Source organism: Pseudomonas brassicacearum, from assembly GCF_003732265.1.
Lineage (GTDB): Bacteria > Pseudomonadota > Gammaproteobacteria > Pseudomonadales > Pseudomonadaceae > Aquipseudomonas > Aquipseudomonas brassicacearum_D.
Map to the genome: position 1 here is coordinate 1 of NZ_MOBK01000196.1, position 292 is coordinate 292.

Genomic DNA, 292 nt, shown 5'->3' on the forward strand with positions numbered 1-292 from the left:
AGCAACGCACAGAAAATCGATGGGCGGTCGAACTCCGGCCAGCAGAAAAAATCCACGCTGCCACGGTCGTTGACCAGTGCCGCGCTGCGCATATCGCCGATGATGCCGTGGGCGTCGATCGGGCTTTGTCGTTCCAGGTGATGCTCAGCCATTGCCGCGAAACTCCGGATAGAGGCTCATGCCGCCGTCGATAAACAGGGTGGTGCCGACGATGTAATCGGAGGCGTCGGAGGCGAGAAAGACCACGGCGTTGGCGACGTCTTCCGCGTCGCCGATACGCCCGGAGGGGATC

At 62.0% G+C, this 292-nt stretch carries 2 protein-coding genes; both read right to left on the reverse strand.

The features are described 5' to 3' along the window. Positions 1-152, reverse strand: a 152-nt coding sequence (locus BK660_RS32725) for a trehalase-like domain-containing protein (RefSeq protein ID WP_185045286.1), incomplete at its 3' end; no start/stop codon positions are given. After that, on the reverse strand, positions 145-292 hold a 148-nt coding region (locus BK660_RS30800), incomplete at its 5' end, for an SDR family oxidoreductase (protein WP_123436425.1). The genes BK660_RS30800 and BK660_RS32725, both read right to left, overlap by 8 nt.